Source organism: Limnohabitans sp. Hippo3 (genome assembly GCF_003063665.1).
In the GTDB taxonomy this organism is placed as follows: Bacteria; Pseudomonadota; Gammaproteobacteria; order Burkholderiales; family Burkholderiaceae_C; genus Limnohabitans_A.
Window position 1 is genome coordinate 45,885 of the sequence record NZ_NESF01000005.1, and the last position, 16,126, is coordinate 62,010.

General features: G+C 61.9%; 14 protein-coding genes. 4 read left to right on the forward strand and 10 right to left on the reverse strand.

Annotation, left to right across the window (positions count from 1 at the left end; genetic code table 11):
• Positions 1-7 precede the first annotated feature (7 nt).
• On the reverse strand, positions 8-850 hold the full coding sequence (locus B9Z34_RS07825; RefSeq protein ID WP_108427558.1) for a MoxR family ATPase: 843 nt from the start codon (positions 848-850) through the stop codon (positions 8-10).
• Between the two features lie 106 nt (positions 851-956).
• Between B9Z34_RS07825 and B9Z34_RS07830 the strand changes: the two genes are divergently transcribed.
• Complete coding sequence (locus tag B9Z34_RS07830) at positions 957-1,616, forward strand: cytochrome c (RefSeq protein ID WP_108427559.1); 660 nt, start codon at positions 957-959, stop codon at positions 1,614-1,616.
• A 122-nt stretch (positions 1,617-1,738) separates the two neighbouring features.
• Here the strand turns inward: B9Z34_RS07830 and grxD are convergent, their stop codons facing one another.
• From grxD to hemA, 4 genes are all read right to left on the reverse strand, one after another.
• Complete coding sequence (gene grxD / locus B9Z34_RS07835) at positions 1,739-2,062, reverse strand: Grx4 family monothiol glutaredoxin (RefSeq protein WP_108427560.1); 324 nt, start codon at positions 2,060-2,062, stop codon at positions 1,739-1,741.
• A 39-nt stretch (positions 2,063-2,101) separates the two neighbouring features.
• Positions 2,102-2,965 (reverse strand): peptide chain release factor N(5)-glutamine methyltransferase, encoded by an 864-nt coding sequence (gene prmC / locus B9Z34_RS07840; RefSeq protein ID WP_108427561.1) that lies wholly within the window; start codon positions 2,963-2,965, stop codon positions 2,102-2,104.
• Entirely contained in the window at positions 2,965-4,065 is a 1,101-nt protein-coding gene (gene prfA, locus B9Z34_RS07845; protein WP_108427562.1) for a peptide chain release factor 1, read from the reverse strand. The genes prmC and prfA overlap by 1 nt, the downstream gene beginning before the upstream one ends.
• 100 nt (positions 4,066-4,165) lie before the next feature.
• Complete coding sequence (gene hemA, locus B9Z34_RS07850) at positions 4,166-5,437, reverse strand: glutamyl-tRNA reductase (RefSeq protein ID WP_108427637.1); 1,272 nt, start codon at positions 5,435-5,437, stop codon at positions 4,166-4,168.
• Between the two features lie 137 nt (positions 5,438-5,574).
• Between hemA and B9Z34_RS07855 the strand changes: the two genes are divergently transcribed.
• Positions 5,575-5,850 carry a hypothetical protein gene (locus B9Z34_RS07855; RefSeq protein ID WP_108427563.1) on the forward strand — a complete coding sequence of 92 codons (276 nt, stop codon included), beginning with the start codon at positions 5,575-5,577 and terminating at the stop codon, positions 5,848-5,850.
• 49 nt (positions 5,851-5,899) lie between these two features.
• The gene (locus tag B9Z34_RS07860; protein WP_108427638.1) at positions 5,900-6,874 is read left to right on the forward strand and encodes a tripartite tricarboxylate transporter substrate binding protein; all 975 of its coding nucleotides are present in this window, start codon (positions 5,900-5,902) and stop codon (positions 6,872-6,874) included.
• A gap of 1 nt (position 6,875) precedes the next feature.
• Here the strand turns inward: B9Z34_RS07860 and ugpQ are convergent, their stop codons facing one another.
• The 5 genes from ugpQ to ugpB form a co-directional block, all read right to left on the reverse strand.
• On the reverse strand, positions 6,876-7,613 hold the full coding sequence (gene ugpQ / locus B9Z34_RS07865) for a glycerophosphodiester phosphodiesterase (RefSeq protein WP_369907622.1): 738 nt from the start codon (positions 7,611-7,613) through the stop codon (positions 6,876-6,878).
• Between the two features lie 8 nt (positions 7,614-7,621).
• On the reverse strand, positions 7,622-8,641 hold the full coding sequence (gene ugpC / locus B9Z34_RS07870; protein WP_108427565.1) for a sn-glycerol-3-phosphate ABC transporter ATP-binding protein UgpC: 1,020 nt from the start codon (positions 8,639-8,641) through the stop codon (positions 7,622-7,624).
• Between the two features lie 110 nt (positions 8,642-8,751).
• On the reverse strand, positions 8,752-9,606 hold the full coding sequence (ugpE, locus tag B9Z34_RS07875) for a sn-glycerol-3-phosphate ABC transporter permease UgpE (RefSeq protein WP_108332447.1): 855 nt from the start codon (positions 9,604-9,606) through the stop codon (positions 8,752-8,754).
• 34 nt (positions 9,607-9,640) lie between these two features.
• On the reverse strand, positions 9,641-10,522 hold the full coding sequence (ugpA, locus tag B9Z34_RS07880; protein WP_108427566.1) for a sn-glycerol-3-phosphate ABC transporter permease UgpA: 882 nt from the start codon (positions 10,520-10,522) through the stop codon (positions 9,641-9,643).
• A 109-nt stretch (positions 10,523-10,631) separates the two neighbouring features.
• Positions 10,632-11,936 (reverse strand): sn-glycerol-3-phosphate ABC transporter substrate-binding protein UgpB, encoded by a 1,305-nt coding sequence (gene ugpB, locus B9Z34_RS07885; RefSeq protein ID WP_108427567.1) that lies wholly within the window; start codon positions 11,934-11,936, stop codon positions 10,632-10,634.
• A gap of 282 nt (positions 11,937-12,218) precedes the next feature.
• Between ugpB and B9Z34_RS07890 the strand changes: the two genes are divergently transcribed.
• A complete protein-coding gene (locus tag B9Z34_RS07890) occupies positions 12,219-16,097 on the forward strand; it encodes a DUF3683 domain-containing protein (protein ID WP_108427568.1) in 3,879 nt (1,292 codons plus the stop codon).
• Positions 16,098-16,126: the final 29 nt, after the last annotated feature.

Here is a 16,126-nt window from a genome sequence, read left to right on the forward strand (position 1 = left end):
CCGTGGCTCAGCGGTTGCGCTGGTTCATGAAGACCAGCTTTTCAAACAGGGTCACGTCCTGCTCGTTCTTGAGCAGAGCGCCCACCAACGGCGGCACCGAGACCTTCTGGTCGGCGCTTTGCAGGGCTTCGAGCGGGATGTCTTCGGCCACCAGCAATTTCAGCCAGTCCAGCAGTTCGCTGGTGGAGGGCTTTTTCTTCAGACCGGGCAGGCCGCGCACGTCGTAAAAGGTCTTGAGGGCCAGAGCCAGCAGGTCTTTCTTGAGCGTCGGGAAGTGCACATCCACGATCTGGCGCATGGTGTCCGCTTCGGGGAACTTGATGTAGTGGAAGAAGCAGCGGCGCAGGAAGGCGTCGGGCAGTTCTTTTTCGTTGTTGGAAGTGATGAACACCAGTGGGCGGGTTTTGGCCTTGATCAGCTGGCGCGTCTCGTAGCAATAAAACTCCATGCGGTCGATTTCGCGCAGCAGGTCGTTGGGGAATTCGATGTCGGCCTTGTCGATTTCATCGATCAGGATGGCCACCGGCACTTCGGAGGTGAAGGCCTGCCAGAGCACACCCTTGACGATGTAGTTCTCGATGTCCTTGACCTTTTCGTCGCCCAGTTGGCTGTCGCGCAGACGGCTCACGGCGTCGTATTCGTACAGGCCTTGCTGTGCTTTGGTGGTCGACTTGATGTGCCACTGCAGCAGCGGCAGGCCCAAAGCTTGAGAGACTTCCTCGGCCAGCATGGTCTTGCCGGTACCGGGCTCGCCTTTCACCAAGAGGGGACGTTTGAGGGTGATGGCGGCGTTGACGGCCAGCATCAGGTCCTGTGTGGCGACGTAGTTTTCGGTACCTTGGAATTTCATGGCGGACAGTTCTCAAAAACAGGAATGAAGCTTGTCAGGATTATGAGGGCCAGCCCGATATAATCCGCAGTTGATTTTTATCAATCATTTGGATTGTGTAAGCAAAATGAACAAGCTGTTGACCTCGATGTTTGCCTTGGCTGTCGCCTCTGTGACCGCTGTTTCCGTTCAAGCCCAGGAAATCAAGGGCGACGCCAAAGCCGCTGAGCAAAAGATTGCCATGTGCATCGGCTGCCACGGCATCAAGGGCTACCAAGCCAGCTTCCCCGAGGTGTACCGCGTGCCCATGATCTCGGGCCAAAACGCCAAATACATAGTGTCGGCCCTCAATGCCTACAAAAAAGGCGAACGCAAGCACCCCACCATGCGCGGCATTGCCGACAGCCTGAGCGAGCAGGACATGGCCGATCTGGGCGCTTACTACGAGCAGCATGGCAAGACAGAGCCGGTGTCCGTCACCCCCAAAACGCCCGATGCGAAAGTGGCTGCCCTGTTGCAAAAGGGCGCTTGCATCTCTTGCCACGGCGACAATTTCGCCAAGCCTGTGGACCCCAGCTACCCTAAGATTGCAGGCCAGCACAAAGACTTCCTGTTTGTTGCGCTCAAGTCCTACAAAGTGGAAAACCAGTCGACCTGGGGCCGCAACAATGGCGTGATGGGTGGCATTGCCAAGCAATTCACCAACGCCGAACTCAAGGCCATGGCCAATTACATCGGTTCCCTGGAAGGCGACATGAAAGTGGTGCCCCAGTCCAAGTTCCGCTGAACCCGGTCCAGCCCCAAGCAAAAAGCCAGTCTGACGACTGGCTTTTTTCATGGTGGCGGGCCGATTTTGCGGCCCACGGTGATGCCCAGGAGGCCGAATGGCTCGGCCCCCGAAGGCCGGTTTCAGGCCTGGCCGTTGATGACCTGTTGCAACTCGCCCGACTCGTACATGTCCATCATGATGTCCGAGCCGCCAATGAATTCGCCCTTGATGTAGAGCTGGGGAATGGTGGGCCAGTTGCTGTATTCCTTGATGCCTTGGCGGATTTCGGCATCGTCCAGCACGTTCACGGTCTTGACGGTCTTGGGGTCGACACCACAGGCCTTCAGGATCTGGATGGCGCGGCCGGAAAAACCGCACATGGGGAAGCTGGCGCTGCCCTTCATGAACAAGGTGATGTCGTTGCCTTTGACGAGTTCGTCGATGCGTTGCTGGGTATCGCTCATGGTCTTTCCTCCAAATGGGGCCGTTTCGAATGGGATGAATTATCCCTCTGAATGCCAACACCCTCCGGTGCAGCGTTGTATTCCCGCCAGATCCTGACGCGATTGCACCTGGGCAAAACCAGCCGCCTGCAGCAGGGATTGCACCGCTGCGGACTGGTCCCAGCCGTGCTCGAGCAGCAGCCAGCCGCCCCGGGCCAGATAGGCCGGGGCCTGGGCGATGATGCGGCGGATGTCTTCCAGGCCGTCCGCGCCACTGGTCAGGGCGCTCAAAGGTTCGTGGGTCAGGGCGGCCAGGTGCGGGTCGTTTTCGGCCACATAGGGCGGGTTGGAGACGATCAGGTCAAAACGGCCCGTGCGCTGGACATCGACGGCGCACAGCCAGTCGCTCGCCATGAATTGCACGCCCAGATGCAAGCGGGCGGCATTGGCGCGAGCCACTGCCAGCGCGTCTTCGCTGGCGTCCACGGCCCACACCTTGGCATCGGGGCGGGCGTGTTGCAGCGCCAGGGCCACTGCGCCGCTGCCAGTGCCCAGGTCCAATATGCGTGGCGAACGTGTTTCAGGTGCGGATTCAGGCAGACACGCCAGTGCCCATTCCACCAAAGTTTCGGTGTCGGGGCGCGGGTCCAGCACACGAGCGTCCACGGCCAACGTGAGACCAAAAAAATCCTTGCGCCCGGTGATGTAGGCCACGGGTTCGCCCTGCAGGCGGCGTTGCAGGGCATCTTGCCAGGTGGCGGTTTGCGCTGCCGTCAAAGTGTCGCCGTCATGGGCCAGTAGCCAGGCGCGGTCGTGCAGTGGGCGTTGCAGGCTGTGCAGCAGCAAAATCTGCGCGTCCACCCGGGCCAATCCCTGGGTTTGGGCTTGGCGCAGGCTCTCAGCCACAGTGGCGGCGGTGGGCATCAGGCGGTGGCTCCGATTTCCAGCGCGGCCAGCTGCTCGGCCGCTTCGTAGCTTTGCAGGGCATGGACCACGTCCTGCAAATCGCCCTCCATGATGGTGAGCAGCTTGTACAAAGTCAGGTTGATGCGGTGGTCGGTCAGGCGCCCTTGCGGAAAGTTGTAGGTGCGGATGCGGTCGGAGCGGTCGCCGCTGCCGATCAGGCTCTTGCGTTCGGCCGCGTCCTTGGCGGCGCGCTCGGCCCGGTCTTTTTCCTGGATGCGGGCCGTCAGCACCTTCAGCGCTTGCGCCTTGTTGCTGTGCTGGCTGCGGCCGTCCTGGCATTCGGCCACGATGCCGGTGGGCAAGTGGGTGATGCGCACCGCCGAGTCGGTTTTGTTGATGTGCTGACCGCCCGCACCGCTGGCGCGGAAAGTGTCGATGCGCAGGTCTGACGGGTTGATCTTGATGGCCTCGGCTTCGTCCGGCTCGGCCAGCACCGCCACGGTGCAGGCGCTGGTGTGGATGCGGCCTTGGGTTTCGGTGGCGGGCACGCGCTGCACCCGGTGGCCGCCCGACTCGAACTTGAGTGCGCCATACACGCCATCGCCCGATGTGCTGCCGTCAATGCGCACCACGACTTCCTTGTAGCCGCCCAGCTCGCTCACCGATTCCGAGATGATCTCGCACCGCCAGCCCTGGCTTTCGGCATAGCGCGTGTACATGCGCAGCAAATCGGCGGCAAACAGGGCCGACTCATCACCGCCAGTGCCTGCACGGATTTCGACAAACGCCGGGCGGGCGTCGTCCGGGTCTTTGGGCAGCAGCATGCGCTGCAACTCCGCTTCCAATGTTTGCAACTCGGCGCTGGCGCTGGCCACTTCTTCTTCGGCCATCTCGCGCAGGTCGGCATCATGGAGCATGGCTTGAGCGGCGGCCAGATCGGCGCTGCGCTGCTGAAAGCGGGCAAAGCGCGAGGCCACGGCGCTGACTTCGGCGTGTTCCCGCGAGAGCTTCAGGAACTGCGTCATGTCGGCCATGATGTCCTCGCGGGACAGCAAGAAGTCCAGCTCGGTCAGTCGCAGCGCGTAGCGCTCTAGTTGCTGAATCAGAAAGGGTTTCACTTCAAGGCGTCATGCCCGCGAAGGCGGGCATCGATGTGGGTATGTGGAGGAAGAGGGATTCCCACCTTTGCGGGAGTGAGAGGGCTTGAGTGACTGGCCGCTAACGCTCTTTGCGCAAGAAAACGCGCTGCACGGTGTGCATGGTTTGTTCGCGGTGTTCCGGGTCTGCGCCGCGCAATTCGGCCAAAGCGCCATGCAGCATTTTCTGGGTCAGGCCTTTGGACAGGGCTTCCATCACGGCGATCGGGTCGTCGCCCCGGGCCAGCAGCTTGCGGGCACGGCCCAGCTCGGCTTCGCGCCAGGCATCGGCCTGGGTTTGCAGCTGCTGAATCAGCGGGACGGTGTCACGTTGGCCCAGCCAGTGGTTGAAACTTTGCACCCCGGCATCGATGATGATTTCGGCCTCAGCCACAGCAGCCTGGCGATGCGCCTGGCCCGCCTGCACCACGCTGGCCAGGTCGTCCACGGTGTAGAGGTAGACGTCTTCGAGCGACTTGACTTCCGGCTCGATGTCACGCGGCACGGCCAGGTCGACCATGAACATGGGGCGGTATTTGCGTTTTTTCAGGGCCCGCTCGACCGCGCCCAAGCCGATCAGCGGCAAGGTGCTGGCGGTGCAACTGATGACCGCATCGAACTCGTGCAGGCGCTCGGGCAGGTCGGCCAGGCGCATGACTTCGGCCCCGAAACGGTTGGCCAGCAGTTCGCCCCGGTCCAGGCTGCGGTTGGCGATGGCCATGGCCTTGGGCTGTTTGGCTGCAAAGTGGGTGGCCACCAACTCGATCATTTCACCCGCACCGACAAACAGCACGCGGATGTCCTTGAGGTCTTCGAACAATTGACTGGCCAGTCGCACCGAAGCAGCGGCCATGCTGATCGAGTGGGCACCGATTTCGGTGGCGCTGCGCACCTCTTTGGCCACGGCAAAACTGCGTTGGAACAATTGGTTCAGGGTGCTGCCCAATGCGCCTGCCTGCTCGGCAGCCCGCACGGCGTCCTTGAGTTGGCCCAGAATTTGGGCTTCACCCAGCACCATGGAGTCGAGGCCGCTGGCCACGCGAAAGGCGTGGCGAGCCGCTTCATTGCCTTCCAGCAAGTAAGTGTGGGCGTGCAATTCGGAGGCGCTCACCCCGCCGGTTTGGGCCAGCCAGCGCAGGGTGTCGTTGGTGGCGGCCTGGTCGGCAGCGCAATAGATTTCGGTGCGGTTGCAGGTCGACAGGATGGCGGCTTCAGGTTCTTGCGAAATCCGATGGGCCAGATCGCGCCGCAGGCCTTGCAGAGTGGGCACCAGTTTGTCCACGGCGAACGCAAACCGACCGCGCAGATCTAGCGGGGCAGTGGTGTGGTTCAAACCCAGGGTCCAGACAGCCATGAAGGTCATTATAGGCACGGTATGTCAACTTTGCTTGACACAATACGTGGGCCTGGAGCTTGACGCGACTTTCAAGGCACAATTTGCCGGGCTTGGACTGCCACAAGGGCAGGGTCACCCGAAGACATCGAGGTTTCATGACGTTTGGCTTGTTGGTGCTGCACCTGTGGGGTTTTGTGTTGCCCGCCTTGGCCATGGCGCTTTTCATGCCTTGGGCGGGTCGCTGGGTCATGGGCCCCGGTCCCCGTCCAATGCGCCGCCGCATGGCGGTTCACGCTGTGGGGGGTGTGCTGGTCTTGGTGGCCGGTTTGTGGTGGCATGGCCAGGACGGGAAAATGAGCACCTACATCGCCTTGGTGCTGGTGACCGCCACGCTCGAATGGTTTATGCACCGAGGCTGGGCCCGTCGCTGAAAACCATGCACAGGCTGCACATCGGAAAAATCCATCAAGGGAGATGAACATGCGAGGAGTGAAACGCCGCCATTGGCTGGTCTTGGGTGGTCTGGCTTTGGCCTTGGCCGGGGGCAGTGCCTGGGCCTTTCCCACCAAACCCATCCGTGTGGTGATGGGTTTCCCGGCAGGCGGACCGCTCGACCAGCATGCCCGTTTGCTGACCGATCGGCTGCAAGCCCAGCTGGGGCAGCCCATCCTCATCGATTACAAAGCCGGTGCTGGCGGCACCGTGGGCGCGCAAGAGGTGATGCGTGCCGCGCCCGATGGCCACACGCTGATGCTGGCCAACACGGGGGTGATGGTCATCAACCCGGCGCTGTACACCAAGCTGCCTTACAGCACACTGCGCGACTTTGTGCCAGTGGCCCGCACGGCCATGCAGCCGCTGGCCCTGCTGGTCAACCCCAAAGTGCCGGTGAACAACCTGCAGGAATTTGTGGCCTATGCCAAAGCCCGGCCCGGCCAAATCAATTACGGCTCGGCGGGCAACGGCGGCAGCAGCCACCTGGTGCCCGAGATGTTCAAGTCGGCCACGGGGCTGTTCATGGTGCACATCCCTTACCGGGGCAGCGCACCCGCCTTCACCGACCTGATGGCGGGACAGGTGCAGTTCATGGCCGAGAGCATTCCGCAGGCCGCGCAGTACCACAAGCAGGGCAAGGTGCGGGCCTTGGCCGTCACCAGCCGCGAGCGCAACCCCGCGCTGCCCGACATCCCCACCGTGATGGAAGCCGGGATCAAGAACTTCGAAGTGGTGGGTTTTTACGGTTTTCTGGCCCCGGCCGGTACACCCAAAGACGTGGTAAACAAGCTGAGCGACGCTTTCAAGGCGGTGATGAACCAGCCTGACATCAAGTCGCGCATGGTCGCGCAGGGGGCCGATCCGGCGTTTTTGGGGGCCGATGACTTTGCGAAATTCCTGACGGCCGAAATGCCCCGCTGGGCGGCGGTGGTTCAGAAATCGGGCGCCAAGCTCGATTGATTCAAGCCGGGCTGAACAGGTCCACCTGGTCGGTGATGATGCCGTCGGTGCCGAGCGCCAGCAGGTGCTGGGCGGCCCAGTCGTCGTTGACGGTGTAGCTCAGGCATTTCAGGCCCGCACCGTGCACTTGGGCCACGGTGGTGGCGTCCCACAGCGCGAAGTTGGCCACCACGGCCACCGCATCGAGCGCCAAAGCTTTCTCCAACCAGCCTTGCCATAGCGTGTCGACCAGCAGGCCGCGGGGTAGCTCGGGCGCTGCTTGCTGTGCGGCGGCCAAGGCTTCGGGTTTGAACGAGGTCAAGAGCGGCGGCACTTCGGCCCTCGCCCACAGCCGGGCTGCCAGACGCGCCACGGCTTCACCTGTGGCCGCTTCGGTGCCCGGTGTGGGTTTGATCTCGATGTTCAGCAGGTAGTGGTTGGCCAGACAAAACCGCGCCAGCGCTTCGAGGGTGGGCAAGGCTTCGCCCGCAAAGCGGCGTGAATGCCAGCTGCCCGCGTCGAGTTGCGACAAGGCTTGCCAGGGCAGGTCGCCACCGATGCCTTGGCCATTGGTGGTGCGCTCGAGCGTGGCGTCGTGCATCAAGAACACCACACCGTCGGCACTGAGCTTGGCGTCGCACTCGAACATGCGGTAACCGTGTTCGGCCCCCATGCGGAAGGCGGCCAGGGTGTTTTCCGGGGCGAGCTTGCCTGCGCCCCGGTGGGCGATCCAGCGCGGGTAGGGCCAGTGTGGGGACATGGGCATGTTCAGGCGATGCGTTTTTGGGTTTGCGCGTCAAACCAGTGCAGGCGGTCAGCGCGGGGCGTGGCATGGAAGCTTTGGCCCGCTTGCGGCGGCACCACCGATTCTTCCAGCCGCAGCGTCAGGATTTCATCGCCCAGGCGGGCGTGCACCAGGCGCTCGGCGCCCAGCAGTTCCACCGTGTCGGCGGTCAAGGTCCAGCCCCCCTCGTTTGGCGTGGGTGTGATGTCAAGGTGCTCAGGCCGGATGCCGAGGATGCGGCCTTCGGGTGTGCCCGGTGCGTGCCGCAGCAGGTTCATGGGCGGCGAGCCAATGAAGCTGGCCACAAAGGTGCTGGCCGGGCGGTTGTAGACCTCTTCGGGCGTGCCAAATTGCTCCATGTGGCCGCCGTTCATCACGATCATGCGCTGGGCCAGGGTCATGGCTTCGACCTGGTCGTGCGTCACAAACAGGCTGGTGATGCCGAGTTCACGGTGCAGTTTTTGAATCTCCAGCCGGGTCTGGGCGCGCAGCTTGGCGTCGAGGTTGGACAGCGGCTCGTCAAACAAAAACACCTGCGGCTGGCGCACGATGGCCCGGCCCATGGCCACGCGCTGGCGCTGGCCACCGGACAGTTCGCGGGGTTTGCGTTGCAGCAGGTGGGACAGTTCCAGAATACCCGCCGCCTTGTCCACGCGTGCCTTGATTTCCTCCATGGGGCGTTTGGCGATCTTCAGGCCATAGGCCATGTTGTCGAACACGCTCATGTGGGGGTACAGCGCATAGTTCTGGAACACCATGGCGATGTCGCGCTCGGCGGGCTCCAGGTCGTTCACCACCCGTTCGCCGATCGAGATGGTGCCGCCCGAGATGTCTTCGAGACCCGCCACCATGCGCAGCAGGGTGGACTTGCCGCAGCCCGAAGGCCCGACGATGACCACAAATTCGCCATCGGCAATGCTGGCGTTCAGGTCGTGGATGACGGTGTTGGCCTTGGCGCCCGCGCCATAGGTTTTGAGGATGTGAGAGAGGGTAATGGCAGCCATAAATTCTTTGATCAGACGAGGACAGAGCGCCGCTTCGCAGCGGTCTGTCCCCTGGTTCCTAATTTGACGGGGACAGAGCAACGCTTCGCATGGGTCTGTCCCCGGGGTTATTACTTTTCCGTGTCAACCAGGCCCTTGACGAACCATTTTTGCATCAGGATCACGACCAGCGCTGGGGGCAGCATGGCCAGGATGGCGGCGGCCATGACCACGTTCCACTCGGTCCAGGACTCGCCCGAAATCAGGCGCTTGATGCCCAGCACCACCGGGTACATGTCTTCGCTGGTGGTCACCAGCAGCGGCCACAGGTACTGGTTCCAGCCATAGATGAACTGGATGACAAACAGTGCCGCGATGTTGGTGGCCGACAGGGGCAGCAACACGTCCTTGAAAAAGCGCATCGGGCCGGCACCGTCCATGCGGGCGGCCTCGACCAGTTCATCGGGGATGGTCAGGAAAAACTGCCGGAACAAAAAGGTGGCCGTGGCCGAGGCGATCAGCGGCACCGTCAGGCCCGCAAAACTGTTGAGCAGGCCCAAACCGGCCACCACTTCGTAAGTGGGGCTGATCCGCACTTCGACCGGCAGCATCAGGGTGACAAAAATCATCCAGAACACCAGATTGCGCAGCGGGAAGCGGAAATACACGATGGCAAAGGCCGACAGCAGCGAGATCGCGATCTTGCCAATGGCAATGCCCAAGGCGCTGATCAGGCTGATCTGCATCATGGGCCACATGGCGGGCAGGGGGCTGCCTTGTGAATTGGGGCCGCCAAACAGGGTCAGGCGGTAGGTTTCCCAAAAGTGGCTGCCCGGCACCAGCGACATGGGCACACTCTGGTTGATCTGCTGGGCGGTTTGGGTAGAGCCGATGAAAGTCAGGTACAGCGGAAAGGCCACGATGGCCACACCGATGAGCAAGATGACATGCCGCAAAATTTGCAGGCCGGGGCGTCGTTCGATCATGACAGCCCTCCGAAGGGAATGTGTGGGTGCAACATCAGTACTGCACTTTCTTCTCGACAAATTTGAACTGCAAGACCGTGAGCGAGACCACGATCACCATCAGCACCACCGACTGCGCGGCCGAGCTGCCCATGTCCAGCGCCTTGAAACCGTCGTAGTACACCTTGTAGACCAGAATCGCCGTGTCCTTGCCGGGGCCGCCGTGCGTGGTGGCGTCCACGATGGCGAAGGTGTCAAAGAAAGCGTAGACGATGTTGATCACCAGCAAAAAGAAGGTGGTGGGCGACAGGAGCGGGAACACGATGGTCCAAAAGCGCTTCCAGGGGCTGGCCCCGTCGATGGCCGCCGCCTCGATGAGCGATTTGGGAATGGACTGCAACCCAGCCAGAAAGAAGAGGAAGTTGTAGGAAATCTGCTTCCAGACCGCCGCCATCACGATCAGCGCCATGGCATGGTTGGGGTTGAGCAGGTGGTTCCAGTCGACGCCCACGGCCCGCAGGGCATAACCCACCACGCCCATGGGCGAGGCGAACATGAACAGCCACAACACGCCTGCCACCACCGGGGCCACCGCATAGGGCCAGATCAGCAGGGTTTTGTACAGGCCCGCGCCGCGCCCAACCCGGTCGGCCATCACGGCCAGCAGCAGCGACACCGACAGGCCAGTGACCGCCACCAGAAGGGAAAACACGGCGGTGGTCTTGAACGAGTCCAGGTAGCCACTGTCGTTCCACAGCCGGTCAAAATTGGCCAGCCCGACGAATTCACGCGAGGCGCCAAAGGCATCTTCCTGCAGCACGCTTTGGTACAGCGCTTGCCCGGCGGGCCAGAAAAAGAAGACCAGCACGATGCTCAGCTGCGGCGCGATCAGCAGCCAGGGCAGCCAGCGGGATTTGAAACGGACGCGTTTTTCCATAGGTTCTTTGCAAAGCCGGGGTGTGAAGTGTCACGCCAAAATGCGCAAAAGCAGAGGCGCTGCCTCTGCTTTTTCAAAGGCCCGCCGCTTCAGAGGGCGGCCAGGCACATCACTTGTTGGCTTTTTCGAAGCGTTCGAGCTGTTCGTTGCCCCGCTTGATGGCCATGTCCAGGGCTTCTTTGGCCTGCTTTTTGCCGCTCCACACGCCTTCGAGTTCCTCGTCAATGATGGTGCGGATCTGCACAAAGTTGCCCAGGCGCACGCCACGTGACTTGTCGGTGGTCTTGCGGATCATTTGTGTCACCGACACATCGGTGCCTGGGTTCTTTTTGTAGAAGCCCGACTTCTCGGTCACTTCAAACGAAGACTTGGTCACGGGCAGGTAGCCGGTGCGCTGGTGGCTGGCGGCGGCCACGTTGTCTTTGGACAGGTGGGCGAAGAATTGCGCCACGCCTTTGTACTCAGGGGCTTTCTTGCCGCTCATGACCCACAAGCTCGCGCCACCGATCACGGTGTTTTGTGGGGCACCGTTCACATCGGGGTAGTAGGGCAGGGTGCCGATGCCGTAGCCGAATTTGCCGTTGCGCACCACGCTGCCGTAGAGTGCCGAGGAACCGGTAGCCATGGCGCATTCGCCCGACACAAAGGTGGCGTCGGCCGCGTTACCACGGCCTTTGTAGACAAAGAGGCCTTGTTTGGCCATGTTGGCCAGGTTTTCAATGTGGCGCACGTGCAGCGGGGTGTTGAACGACAGGCGGGCGTCCATGCCGCGCATGCCATTGCCTTTGGTGGCGAACTCGGTGTTGTGCCACGCCGAGAAGCTTTCCAGCTGCGTCCAGCTGATCCAGCTGGTGGTGAAGGGACACTTGTGGCCGCTGGCTTTCAGCTTGGCCGCCGCCAAAGCCACTTCAGGCCAGGTGGTGGGTGGTGTGTTGGGGTCAAGGCCTGCGGCCTTGAAGGCGTCCTTGTTGTAGTGGAAGACAGGGGTGGAGCTGTTGAAAGGGAAGCTCAACATCTGGCCGTTGGGGGCGGTGTAATAACCGGCAACGGCAGGCACATAGGCGTTTTGGTCGAATTTGAGGCCCGCATCGGTCATGACCTTGCCCACGGGCACGATGGCGCCCTTGCTGGCCATCATGGTGGCGGTGCCGACTTCGAACACCTGCAGGATGTGGGGCGCATTGCCCGCCCGGTAGGCGGCGATGGCGGCAGTCATGGATTCGTCGTAGCTGCCCTTGAAGGTCGGCACGATTTTGTAGTCTTTCTGGCTGGCGTTGAAGTCCTTGGCGAGGTCGTTGACCCATTCGCCCAGGGCACCCCCCATGGAGTGCCACCACTGGATTTCGGTTTGGGCCTGGGCCGACAAGCTGGCCAGGCCCAGAGTCAGGGCGGACAGGGTAAGTTTGAGTTTCATGGCAGTTCCTGAAAAATTGGCTTTGAACGCGGAAAACGACCCTTCGAAAGGGTCATGTACGTGCGCACACTGTGCCCTTTGAAGATGACAGAAGTATTAAAACGGGGTGAATAAGGGGTGACAACCCGGACTTTCCATGAGTCCAGACCCCTGGGTGACAGGTGCCCCCATCCCCTGCGCGTGTTTGTTGCACTGCGGTAACATTCAGCCTCAGCCGGGTTGACGCCTTTGTCCTGGTCTGGCTGAACGCGTTTTGATCAACGCATTTGACCGCGCCACCCCATGAATGCACCCACCACGCTCCAACATTTGATGCAGGCCGACGCCGATGCGCCGCGTCTGCGCGAGATCCCTTACAACTACACCAGCTTTTCTGACCGTGAAATCGTGGTGCGCTTGCTGGGGGAGCCCGCCTGGGATCTGTTGAACCAGCTGCGCCAGGAGCGCGGCACAGGCCGATCGGCCCGCATGCTTTACGAAGTGCTGGGCGACATCTGGGTGGTCGAGCGCAACCCCTATTTGCAGGACGACCTGCTGGACAACCCCGCTCGCCGCAAACTGCTGGTGGAGGCCTTGCACCACCGCTTGGGGGAGGTGCAAAAGCGCCGCACCCCGGGTGTGGACGCTGCCCGCGACGCCCTGGTGGGCCAGTTGCTGGCCATGGCCACCCAGGCCGTGACTCAGTTCAGCGAACGCTTCACCCGCATGGCCAAACTGCGCAGCCAGGTGCAAAAGACCCTGGGGCGCCTGACGGCCAAGGACAACATCAAGTTCGATGGCCTCTCGCGTGTGAGCCATGTGACCGACGCGACCGACTGGCGCGTGGAATACCCCTTTGTGGTGCTGACGCCCGATACCGAGACCGAACTGGCGGGTCTGGTCAAAGGCTGCATTGATTTGGGCCTGACCATCGTGCCCCGTGGCGGCGGCACGGGTTACACCGGTGGCGCGATCCCGCTGACCTGGAAGAGTGCGGTCATCAACACCGAAAAGCTCGAAGCCATGACCGAGGTCGAAATGGTCGACCTGCCCGGTATCGCGCACAAGATCCCGACCATCTGGACCGAAGCCGGTGTGGTGACCCAGCGCGTGGCCGATGCGGCCGAGCGTGGCGGTTTTGTTTTTGCGGTGGACCCGACGTCTGCCGAAGCCTCTTGCATTGGCGGCAACATCGCCATGAACGCGGGCGGCAAAAAAGCGGTGCTGTGGGGCACGGCGCTCGACAACTTGGCCAGCTGGCGCATGGTCACGCCCGACGCCGAATGGCTGGATGTGGTGCGCATGGACCACAACATGGGCAAGATCCATGACGCCGAAGTGGCCACTTTTGAGCTGCGTTACTTCAAGGCCGACGGCAAAACCCCGATCCGCACCGAAACCCTGGTGATCCCGGGCAAGACTTTCCGCAAGGAAGGGTTGGGCAAGGACGTGACCGACAAGTTCTTGAGCGGCCTGCCCGGCGTGCAAAAAGAAGGCTGCGATGGCCTCATCACGAGCGCCCGCTGGGTGGTGCACCGCATGCCTACCCACACCCGCACCGTGTGCCTGGAGTTCTTTGGCCATGCCCGCAACGCCGTGCCGAGCATCGTCGAGATCAAGGACTTCATGTTCGCCGAGCAAAAGCGCACCGGCACCGTGATGGCGGGTCTGGAGCACCTGGACGACCGGTATCTGCGCGCGGTGGGTTATTCCACCAAATCCAAGCGTGGCGGCTTCCCCAAAATGGTGCTGATCGGTGACATCGCGGGTGACAACGCCGACGACGTGGCCAAAGCGACCAGCGAGATTGTGCGCATCGCCAACTCGCGCAGCGGCGAAGGTTTCATCGCCATCAGCCCCGAAGCGCGCAAAAAATTCTGGCTTGACCGCAAAAAGACCGCGGCCATCTCGCGCCACACCAACGCCTTCAAGGTCAACGAAGACGTGGTGATCCCCTTGCCGCGCATGGCCGAATACACCGATGGCATCGAGCGCATCAACATCGAGCTCTCCCTGCGCAACAAGCTCAAACTGTGCCGCGAACTGGAAGATTTTCTGGAGCGGGGCAACTTGCCGCTGGGCAAGCAAGACGACGCCAACGAGATTGCTTCGGTCGAATTGCTCGAAGACCGCGTGGCGCAAGCCCTGGCGGTGGTGCGCGAGGTGCAGGCGCAGTGGCAAGGCTGGTTGACCGATGTCGATGCCTTGTTCCCCCAGCTGCAAGACCACACCCTGCGCGCCAGCTGGAAGACGCAAATCCGTCCGGCATTCCAGAACATTTTTTCGGGATCAGCCTTTTTGCCGATCCTGAACGAGGTCAACGCCATTCACCAGCGCGTGCTCAAAGGCCGCGTGTGGGTGGCGCTGCACATGCACGCCGGTGACGGCAATGTGCACACCAACATCCCGGTCAACTCCGACAACTACGAGATGCTGCAAACCGCGCACGAGGCGGTGGCCCGCATCATGGTGCTGGCGCGCAGCCTTCATGGTGTGATCTCGGGGGAGCACGGCATCGGCATCACCAAGCTGGAGTTTTTGACCGACGCCGAGTTAGCCAATTTCACCGCCTACAAGGCCAAGGTGGACCCGCAAGGCCGCTTCAACAAAGGCAAGCTGCTGCGCGGCGCGGCGCTGGCGGGTCTGGGCGACGATGTGCATGCCGCCGATCTGACGCATGCCTACACCCCCAGCTTTGGCTTGATGGGCCATGAATCGCTGATCATGCAGCAGTCGGACATTGGCGAGATCGCCGCCAGCGTGAAAGACTGCCTGCGCTGCGGCAAGTGCAAGCCGGTGTGCTCCACCCACGTGCCGCGTGCCAATTTGCTCTACAGCCCACGCAACAAGATTTTGGCGACCTCCTTGCTGGTTGAGGCCTTCCTGTACGAAGAGCAGACCCGCCGGGGCATCTCGGTCAAGCACTGGCAGGAGTTTGAAGACGTGGCCGACCATTGCACCGTCTGCCACAAGTGCCTGACGCCTTGCCCGGTGAACATCGACTTTGGCGATGTGTCGATGAACATGCGCAACCTGCTGCGCAAGATGGGGCAGAAAAGCTTCCGCCCCGGCAATGCTGCGGCCATGTTCATGTTGAATGCCACCAATCCCGAGACCATCAAGCTGGCCCGCATGGCCATGGTGGGTGTGGGCATGAAGGCGCAGCGCTTTGTGGCCGGTTTGCTCAAGGGCGTGGCCCGCAAGCAAACCAGTGCGCCACCCGCCACCGTGGGTGCAGCGCCGATCAAAGAGCAGGTGATCCACTTCATCAACAAGAAGATGCCGGGCAACCTGCCCAAGAGGACGGCACGCGCGCTGCTGGACATCGAAGACAACGATTACGTGCCCATCATCCGCAACCCGAAAGCCACCACTTCGGAGTCGGAAGCGGTGTTTTATTTCCCCGGTTGCGGCTCCGAGCGCCTCTTCAGCCAGGTGGGCCTGGCCACGCAGGCCATGCTCTGGCATGTGGGCGTGCAGACCGTGTTGCCACCGGGCTACCTGTGCTGCGGCTACCCGCAAAAGGGTTCGGGTCAGTTCGACAAGGCCGAGAAGATCATCACCGACAACCGGGTGCTGTTCCACCGCGTGGCCAACACGCTCAACTACCTGGACATCAAGACCGTGGTGGTCAGCTGCGGCACCTGCTACGACCAGCTGCAGGGCTACCAGTTCGACAAGATCTTCCCCGGCTGCCGCATCATCGACATCCACGAGTTCCTGCTGGAAAAAGGCATGAAGCTCGACGCCGGCGGGGCCTATCTGTACCACGACCCTTGCCACAGTCCCATGAAGCAGCAAGACCCGATGAAAACGGTCAAGGGTTTGCTGGGCGACCAGGTGCTCAAGTCTGACCGTTGCTGCGGCGAATCGGGCACTTTGGGGGTCACCCGTCCGGACATTTCGACGCAGGTGCGTTTCCGCAAGGAAGAAGAGCTGCTCAAGGGCGAGGCCGCCTTGCGTGCCAGCGGCGCTTTGGCCCCGCAAGCCAATGTCAAAGTGCTGACCAGTTGCCCCAGCTGCCTGCAGGGCCTGTCTCGGTATGGCGACGACATGAAAAACGGCCTGCTCGAAGCCGACTACATCGTGGTCGAAATGGCCAAACACATCCTGGGTGAAGCCTGGATGCCCGAGTACGTGAGCGCCGCCAATGCGGGCGGCATTGAGCGCGTGCTGGTCTAAGCCTGCACATCCCGACAGCAAGATTTCGA

What these genes read in the sequence shown, in the direction of transcription:
- B9Z34_RS07825 (WP_108427558.1), bottom strand. Translation starts at nt 850, where the DNA reads ATGAAATTCCAAGGTACCGAAAACTACGTCGCCACACAGGACCTGATG.
- B9Z34_RS07830 (WP_108427559.1), top strand. Translation starts at nt 957, where the DNA reads ATGAACAAGCTGTTGACCTCGATGTTTGCCTTGGCTGTCGCCTCTGTG.
- grxD (WP_108427560.1), bottom strand. Translation starts at nt 2,062, where the DNA reads ATGAGCGATACCCAGCAACGCATCGACGAACTCGTCAAAGGCAACGAC.
- prmC (WP_108427561.1), bottom strand. Translation starts at nt 2,965, where the DNA reads ATGCCCACCGCCGCCACTGTGGCTGAGAGCCTGCGCCAAGCCCAAACC.
- hemA (WP_108427637.1), bottom strand. Translation starts at nt 5,437, where the DNA reads ATGGCTGTCTGGACCCTGGGTTTGAACCACACCACTGCCCCGCTAGAT.
- B9Z34_RS07855 (WP_108427563.1), top strand. Translation starts at nt 5,575, where the DNA reads ATGACGTTTGGCTTGTTGGTGCTGCACCTGTGGGGTTTTGTGTTGCCC.
- B9Z34_RS07860 (WP_108427638.1), top strand. Translation starts at nt 5,900, where the DNA reads ATGCGAGGAGTGAAACGCCGCCATTGGCTGGTCTTGGGTGGTCTGGCT.
- ugpQ (WP_369907622.1), bottom strand. Translation starts at nt 7,613, where the DNA reads ATGTCCCCACACTGGCCCTACCCGCGCTGGATCGCCCACCGGGGCGCA.
- ugpC (WP_108427565.1), bottom strand. Translation starts at nt 8,641, where the DNA reads ATGGCTGCCATTACCCTCTCTCACATCCTCAAAACCTATGGCGCGGGC.
- ugpE (WP_108332447.1), bottom strand. Translation starts at nt 9,606, where the DNA reads ATGATCGAACGACGCCCCGGCCTGCAAATTTTGCGGCATGTCATCTTG.
- ugpA (WP_108427566.1), bottom strand. Translation starts at nt 10,522, where the DNA reads ATGGAAAAACGCGTCCGTTTCAAATCCCGCTGGCTGCCCTGGCTGCTG.
- ugpB (WP_108427567.1), bottom strand. Translation starts at nt 11,936, where the DNA reads ATGAAACTCAAACTTACCCTGTCCGCCCTGACTCTGGGCCTGGCCAGC.
- B9Z34_RS07890 (WP_108427568.1), top strand. Translation starts at nt 12,219, where the DNA reads ATGAATGCACCCACCACGCTCCAACATTTGATGCAGGCCGACGCCGAT.